The following is a 7795-nucleotide window of genomic DNA, read 5'->3' on the forward strand; positions in this document are numbered from 1 at the left end:
TCTAGTCGCCATTAAAAAAACACCTCCGAATTGATTTCATAAGGTTCAATACCCTATTTTCAACGAAAGGTGTTTTTATTTGTCTCATTTTCTTAGGTCAGTTCCGAATAAGCAGCTGATGGTTTTTTTATTTGTAGCGAAACTGTTTCTGCAAACATTTGGGCGTGAGAGTGGAAATTAAAAGCTTAATACGTTTGCTGCAGGGCAGTAATTTTTCAGGTGCAAAGATTTGAACTATGCTGTAGCAATATCGAACGCTATGAGTGTAACATCAGCAATTGCGAAGGCATACCGAGCGGTTGTGTTGTCGTACCGAGCGTTCGCGTTGGCACATCAATCAGTTACTACGTTCGATTGATAGGTTGCAGCATTCCATCATCATTTCCAATACTATTTTCGCTTTCATACAAGTAACAACTAATAGATGAAATCATTTTAAATATTGGAAATCAAATAGATTATTTGGAAAATAAGGGTAGCGTTCCTCTCTGTTGGTATGTATGTTATAGTTAGGAGGTCTTTGAAAATACAAATGTTTATGTGAGGAGGACATGACTTGAAAATAAAGATTGGTCTTATATGGCGTATCCTTATAGCAATAGGGCTTGCAGTCGGTTTAGGTATGTTGTTTCCAAAAATACATGAAGGTTTTGCAGATTGGTTTGTTAGGCTTGCAACTACTTTTAATATGATTTTTGGCGGCTTTTTAAATTTTGTTGTGCCACTAATTATTATTGCATTCATCGCTCCGGGGATTGCCAAATTAGGTAAAGGGTCAGGGAAGCTTTTAGGCTTAGCAACAGTATTTGCCTATGCTTCTACTATTATTGCGGGAATTTTAGCGTATTTTACTGCTTCATCACTATTGCCTAACCTAATTGGAAATATTGGTGCTGCATCTGTCGAAAATGCTGGCAAAGCACCTGCCGAAGCGTTTTTTGAAATTGAGATGACGCCGATTATGGGGGTTATGTCGGCATTGCTATTAGCATTTTTATTAGGGATTGGTATGGCTTCGATCGGAAGCAAAAGTATGTTAGGTTTTTTTGAAGAATTGAATGTATTAATAGAAAAAGTCATTGCATTTATTATTATTCCTTTATTACCGTTTCATATTTTTGGGATTTTCTTAAATATGACCTACAGTGGAGAAGTGGCAAGAGTTCTTTCTGTGTTTGCGATGGTGTTCGTCATGATCATTGCGTTGCATTTCATCATGTTGGCGCTGCAATATACAGTTGCAGGTTCACTATCTGGACGAAATCCATTCGTTTTAATGAAAAAAATGATTCCAGCCTATTTGACGGCTATCGGTACTCAATCTTCTGCTGCTACAATCCCTGTCACTTTAAAACAGACGAAGGAAGCAGGGGCATCTAATCGAGTTACGGATTTTACAGTTCCTTTATTTGCAACAATCCATTTATCGGGCAGTACGATTACATTGGTGTCCTGTTCAATTGGCGTCATGCTAATGAATGGCATGACTGTTGAATTTTCATCCTACTTGCCGTTCATCTTCATGTTAGGCGTAACGATGATTGCTGCACCTGGAGTACCTGGTGGCGCAGTCATGGCTGCGGTTGGCCTGCTTAGTTCCATGTTAGGTTTCAGCGAATCAATGGTCGCACTCATGATTGCGCTTTATATGGCGCAAGACAGCTTTGGCACAGCGACAAACGTAACGGGAGATGGCGCATTAACGCTTATTGTTGACCGGTTTACATCTGAAGCAGAAAAAGTTGAAAATGTAGCTAAAGAGCAATCGGTATAATTTGAATATAAATTATAGAGAACATATGTGAACTTGGATCATTTTTATTGCATTGCGGTTGTTGAAAAAAAGCCGATGCGCTGTAATAGGTTAGTGTAAAGTTCATGGTAGATTGAGTGGTTTTTATTAATTCTATGGGGGGCCTCTCCGTTCATCGAAGGGTGCCATAATTTCTGCTAAAGGCGCAGAAATTATAGCCAATCTAACCCTTTGATTTTCGATTGCGGTGGACGATCCGATTGTTGGGTTGTCTGCCGCTATTTTATTCTAAAAAACATAGGATGATTTCTTCTGTTGTAGCTGCGTGGCGTGTTGAAATTTTTTTAGAAACGAAGTCTATAGTGTAAATGTCGCAGATTGTTTTGCAGTATACTTAATGGAGTTTCGCACCGTCATAAAGCAAAGGTCGCTAACATTCATTCTCAATCGCTTCAATTTAATTGAAAATGCGTTTAGAAATGAATGCAGCAATTAAAATCAAGTTGGATAAAGTATTGTCCAATTAAAATAGAATCATTCTAAATGATTTGCAAGGCGGCGTTTAATACGATAAGATTAGAATGATACTAAATAGAGAATGGAATAACCGTTCATCTTTAATAAAATGGAGGTAGTGGAATGGCAACTTTGGAAATTAAAGACCTTCACGTTGAGATTGAAGGTAAGGAAATATTGAAAGGTGTCAACTTAACGATAAATACAGGTGAAATTCACGCAATCATGGGGCCAAATGGTACTGGTAAGTCGACACTTGCTTCTGCAATTATGGGCCACCCTAAATACGAAGTCACTTCCGGGTCTGTTACATTGGACGGCGAAGATGTACTTGAAATGGAAGTAGACGAGCGTGCAAAAGCTGGCCTATTCTTAGCGATGCAATATCCAAGTGAAATTACAGGCGTTACAAATGCTGATTTCATGCGTTCCGCAATTAATGCCCGTCGCGAAGAAGGCGATGAAATTTCCTTAATGAAATTTATCCGTGAATTGGACAGCAAGATGGAAGTCCTTGAAATGGATCAAGATATGGCAACACGCTATTTGAATGAAGGATTCTCTGGCGGTGAAAAGAAACGCAACGAGATTCTTCAATTAATGATGCTAAAACCAAAATTTGCAGTTCTTGATGAAATTGACTCCGGTCTTGACATCGACGCATTGAAAATCGTTTCGAAAGGGATCAATGAAATGCGTGGAGAAGGTTTTGGATGCTTGATCATCACGCACTATCAACGTCTATTGAACTATATCACTCCGGATCACGTACACGTGATGATGCAAGGAAGAGTCGTTAAATCAGGCGGTGCTGAACTTGCGAAGAAACTTGAAGAAAACGGTTATGACTGGATTAAAGAAGAACTAGGGATCGAAGACGAAACAGTTGGACAAGAAGCTTAAGAAAGGGGACAAGTCATAATGACGGTTGAAATGAAAATGGCATTGACCGAACAGGACGTCCGCTCTTTTTCCGCAAAAATGAATGAAGCCGATTGGATGGCCGATTTCCGTACAGATGCGCTTTCAAAAGTGGAACAGCTTCCGATGCCAACACCAGATAAAACGAAAATCGATAAATGGAATTTCACTGATTTTCCTGCACACGCAGTAGAAAGTTCGGTATATACTTCTCTTGCAGATCTGCCTGCAGCTGCGAAAGAATTGGTTGGAGACGACCAAAAGAACATTTACGTTCAACATAACAATACGCCGGCGTTTCTTTCATTGTCTGATGAATTGAAGGCAAAAGGTGTTATTTTAACAGATATTTTCACTGCTTCACGCAAACATAGCGACCTAATGAAGAAATACTTCATGAAGGATGGCGTTAAAGTAGATGAGCATCGACTTACGGCATTGCATGGCGCACTTATGAACGGTGGAGTATTCATGTATGTGCCGAAAGACGTAGTTGTAGAGGAACCGATTCAAGTGCTGTTCTTGCATGATGATGTTGAGGCATCACTCTTCAATCATGTAATCGTTGTAGCAGATGCGAACAGCTCTGTAACTTACGTTGAAAACTACTTGTCCACAGTGGAAGAAGCTAAAGGGCAAGCGAATATCATTGCAGAAGTGTTCACTGAAGATAATGCGAAAGTTGTTTACGGTGCAGTTGACGTACTTTCAAAAGGATTTACTACTTATGTAAACCGCAGAGGCGTTACAGGACCAAACAGCCGCATCGAGTGGGCTCTTGGTTTAATGAATGACAGCGATACGATTTCCGAAAACATTACGCATTTGGTCGGCAATGGCTCTTCAAGCGACATGAAAACAGTGGTTGTCGGACGCGGAAGCCAAAAGCAGAACTTTACATCTGAAATTGTGCATTGGGGAATGGATACAGACGGCTTCATCCTCAAGCATGGTGTCATGAAAGAAAGTGCGTCCTCGATCTTCAACGGCATCGGCCGCATTGCAAAAGGCGCAACTCGTGCAAACGCGGAGCAAGAATCACGCGTACTTATGCTTAGTGAAAAAGCGCGTGGTGATGCGAACCCGATTTTATTGATCGATGAAGATGATGTAACAGCAGGCCACGCAGCTTCCGTTGGACGTGTTGATCCGCTGCAATTGTACTATTTGATGAGCCGCGGTATTTCACAACAAGAAGCAGAACGCCTCGTCATTCACGGTTTCCTTGCACCAGTTGTTAGCAAGCTTCCAATCGAAGGTGTCAAGAAACAATTGACGGAGGTTATCGAAAGGAAAGTGCGCTAATGCTCAGCAAAGAGATCCGCAAACATTTCCCGATACTTGACCAGGATGTTAACGGGCATCCGCTCGTTTATTTAGACAGTGCCGCGACTTCCCAAAAGCCGCGGCAAGTCATTGAAGCGATCAATGACTACTATACATTCGATAATGCAAACGTGCATCGCGGCGTGCATACGTTAGGAAATCGTGCAACGGATCATTATGAAGGAGCGCGCGAAAAAGTGCGCAAATTCATTAATGCAAAGTCAACGCAGGAAATCATTTTTATGCGTGGCACGACGACTGGACTCAATACGGTAGCACAAAGCTATGGCCGTGCAAATGTCGGAGAAGGCGATGAAATTGTCATCACGCATATGGAGCATCATTCGAATATTATTCCTTGGCAGCAATTGGCGAAGGAAAAAGGCGCTGTGCTGAAATATATCGATCTTGAAGAAGATGGCACGCTATCACTTGAAAAAGTTCGTGCCACTATTACGGACCGTACGAAAATCGTTTCGATCATGTATGTTTCAAATGTAATGGGTACAATGAATCCGATTAAGGAAATTACGGAAATTGCCCATGCTCATGGAGCTGTTATGGTTGTTGATGGTGCCCAAGCTGCTCCGCATTTGAAATTAGATGTCCAGAAATTGGATTGTGATTTCTTGGCTTTTTCAGGTCATAAAATGTGCGGACCGACAGGAATCGGTGTATTATACGGTAAAAAAGATTTATTGAACAACATGGAGCCAGTTGAATTCGGTGGTGAAATGATCGATTTTGTCGGCCTTTACGAGTCAACTTGGAAAGAGCTTCCTTGGAAGTTTGAAGGTGGAACACCAATTATCGCAGGCGCTATCGGTTTAGGCGCTGCCATCGATTATTTGGAAGAAATCGGACTGGAAGAGATTGAAAAACATGAGCATGAGTTGGCTGCTTATGCAATGGAAAGAATGTCAACGATTGAGGGCCTAACAATCTATGGACCTGATGCAAAAGAGCGTGCTGGGATTGTCACATTCAATTTAGGCAATGTGCATCCGCATGATGTTGCTACAGTCCTTGATATGAATGGCATTGCAGTGCGTGCAGGTCACCATTGTGCACAGCCTCTTATGAAATGGCTTGAATGCTCGGCGACAGCCCGTGCAAGTTTCTACCTCTACAACACGGAAGAGGATGTCAACCGTCTCGTAGAAGGACTCCGCATTGCAAAGGAGTATTTCGAATAATGCCTACTAACAATTTAGACCAGCTATATCGCTCTGTCATTATGGATCACTATAAGAATCCTAAAAACAAGGGTGTTTTAGAAGATAATAACATTACAATCGACATGAACAATCCAACTTGCGGAGATGTAATCCATCTTACATTGCAAGTGGAAGACGGTGTTGTGCAAGACGCGAAATTCGAAGGGGAAGGCTGTTCGATTTCAATGGCCTCCGCTTCTATGATGACGCAACTTGTGAAAAAGAAAAAGGTCGATGAAGCACTAAACTATGCACACGTCTTTTCCGACATGATGTTAGGAAAAGAAGTGGACGATTCAGTTGATTTAGGTGATATTGAAGCTCTTTCGGGAGTGGCAAAATTCCCCGCGCGTATTAAATGCGCTACATTGGCTTGGAAAGCAATGGAAAAAGGAATTGGCAACGACTCGGACGAATGATGCACCGAAAGTCAATTTGAAAAAACAGAACGGAGGAATAAAAGATGGCAAAGAAAATGCCTGAAATTGGCGATTATAAATATGGTTTCCATGACAAAGACGTATCTGTTTTCCGTTCAGAACGAGGCTTGACTCGTGAGATTGTTGAAGAAATCTCCAAAATGAAAGAAGAACCTGAGTGGATGTTGAATTACCGTTTGAAATCTCTTGAAGTATTCTACAGCAAACCAATGCCACAATGGGGCGGAGACTTAAACTCGCTTAACTTCGACGAAATTACGTACTATGTAAAGCCTTCTGAAGCAACAGAACGTTCATGGGATGAAGTGCCAGAAGAAATTAAACGCACATTCGATAAATTAGGTATCCCAGAAGCTGAACAAAAATACTTGGCAGGTGTTTCTGCACAGTATGAATCGGAAGTTGTCTACCACAATATGAAGGAAGACCTTGAAGAAATGGGAATCGTCTTCAAAGATACAGATTCCGCGCTTCGTGAAAATGAAGAGCTCTTCAAGAAATATTGGGGCACAGTCATCCCGAACACGGACAATAAATTCGCTGCATTGAACTCTGCAGTTTGGTCAGGCGGATCTTTCATCTACGTACCACCTGGTGTTAAAGTAGATACACCGCTACAAGCCTATTTCCGAATCAACTCGGAAAACATGGGGCAATTCGAACGTACACTTATCGTTGTTGACGAAGGCGCAAGTGTTCACTATGTAGAAGGATGTACAGCTCCTGTTTATACGACAAACTCACTTCACAGTGCTGTCGTTGAAATCATTATTAAAAAAGATGCTTATTGCCGCTATACAACGATTCAAAACTGGGCGAACAACGTTTACAACCTTGTAACAAAACGTGCAGTTTGTGAAGAGAATGCGACAATGGAATGGATCGACGGTAATATCGGTTCGAAGCTGACGATGAAATACCCAGCATGTATCCTTAAAGGTGAAGGTGCTCGCGGAATGACATTGTCTATCGCTTTGGCTGGTAAAGGCCAACACCAAGATGCAGGAGCTAAAATGATGCACTTGGCGCCAAATACATCATCGACAATCGTTTCAAAATCCATCTCTCAACACGGCGGTAAAGTAACATACCGTGGTATCGTTCACTTCGGACGCCGTGCTGAAGGTGCACGTGCGAATATCGAGTGCGATACGTTAATTATGGATAATCAATCTACATCCGATACAATCCCTTACAACGAAATTTTGAACGATAACATTTCTCTGGAACACGAAGCGAAAGTTTCCAAAGTTTCCGAAGAACAGCTCTTCTATTTGATGAGCCGCGGTATTCCTGAGCTTGAGGCGACAGAAATGATCGTCATGGGCTTCATCGAGCCATTCACGAAAGAATTGCCAATGGAATATGCAGTTGAAATGAACCGTTTGATCAAGTTCGAAATGGAAGGTTCAATCGGTTAATAAAGAAACCCTCACAATTGCTTGATACAGAGAAAACAGTAAATAATACGACATTTGGGGACACCATTCGCATATGAAATGGTGTCCCCGTTTTATTTTGGTTCTATAATATTTGTTGGGGTATTCACACAAATTCAACAAAAAAAAGCACGTAATCACCATTTCTTTTATACTTGAATTGTCGGAAAACAAGTAAACGAA

At 41.4% G+C, this 7795-nt stretch carries 6 protein-coding genes; all 6 read left to right on the top strand.

The window, feature by feature from the left end; all coding sequences use genetic code 11:
* The first annotated feature begins 556 nt into the window (after positions 1-556).
* Positions 557-1774 carry a dicarboxylate/amino acid:cation symporter gene (locus ACFQ38_RS11940; RefSeq protein ID WP_336824263.1) on the top strand — a complete coding sequence of 406 codons (1218 nt, stop codon included), beginning with the start codon at positions 557-559 and terminating at the stop codon, positions 1772-1774.
* A 618-nt stretch (positions 1775-2392) separates the two neighbouring features.
* Complete coding sequence (gene sufC / locus ACFQ38_RS11945; protein ID WP_336824262.1) at positions 2393-3172, top strand: Fe-S cluster assembly ATPase SufC; 780 nt, start codon at positions 2393-2395, stop codon at positions 3170-3172.
* An 18-nt stretch (positions 3173-3190) separates the two neighbouring features.
* Entirely contained in the window at positions 3191-4495 is a 1305-nt protein-coding gene (sufD, locus tag ACFQ38_RS11950) for a Fe-S cluster assembly protein SufD (RefSeq protein WP_381481092.1), read from the top strand.
* A complete protein-coding gene (locus tag ACFQ38_RS11955; protein ID WP_336824260.1) occupies positions 4495-5712 on the top strand; it encodes a cysteine desulfurase in 1218 nt (405 codons plus the stop codon). The genes sufD and ACFQ38_RS11955 overlap by 1 nt, the downstream gene beginning before the upstream one ends.
* Positions 5712-6152 (top strand): Fe-S cluster assembly sulfur transfer protein SufU, encoded by a 441-nt coding sequence (sufU, locus tag ACFQ38_RS11960; protein ID WP_336824259.1) that lies wholly within the window; start codon positions 5712-5714, stop codon positions 6150-6152. The genes ACFQ38_RS11955 and sufU overlap by 1 nt, the downstream gene beginning before the upstream one ends.
* Positions 6153-6196: 44 nt before the next feature.
* Entirely contained in the window at positions 6197-7594 is a 1398-nt protein-coding gene (gene sufB, locus ACFQ38_RS11965) for a Fe-S cluster assembly protein SufB (RefSeq protein WP_336824258.1), read from the top strand.
* Positions 7595-7795 lie beyond the last annotated feature (201 nt).

Origin of the sequence: Sporosarcina contaminans, assembly GCF_042679045.1 — a bacterium.
GTDB lineage: Bacteria > Bacillota > Bacilli > Bacillales_A > Planococcaceae > Sporosarcina > Sporosarcina contaminans.

Coding starts and splice junctions, on each gene's coding strand:
- sufC (WP_336824262.1), top strand. CDS start 2,393: ATGGCAACTTTGGAAATTAAAGACCTTCACGTTGAGATTGAAGGTAAG.
- sufB (WP_336824258.1), top strand. CDS start 6,197: ATGGCAAAGAAAATGCCTGAAATTGGCGATTATAAATATGGTTTCCAT.
- ACFQ38_RS11955 (WP_336824260.1), top strand. CDS start 4,495: ATGCTCAGCAAAGAGATCCGCAAACATTTCCCGATACTTGACCAGGAT.
- sufD (WP_381481092.1), top strand. CDS start 3,191: ATGACGGTTGAAATGAAAATGGCATTGACCGAACAGGACGTCCGCTCT.
- sufU (WP_336824259.1), top strand. CDS start 5,712: ATGCCTACTAACAATTTAGACCAGCTATATCGCTCTGTCATTATGGAT.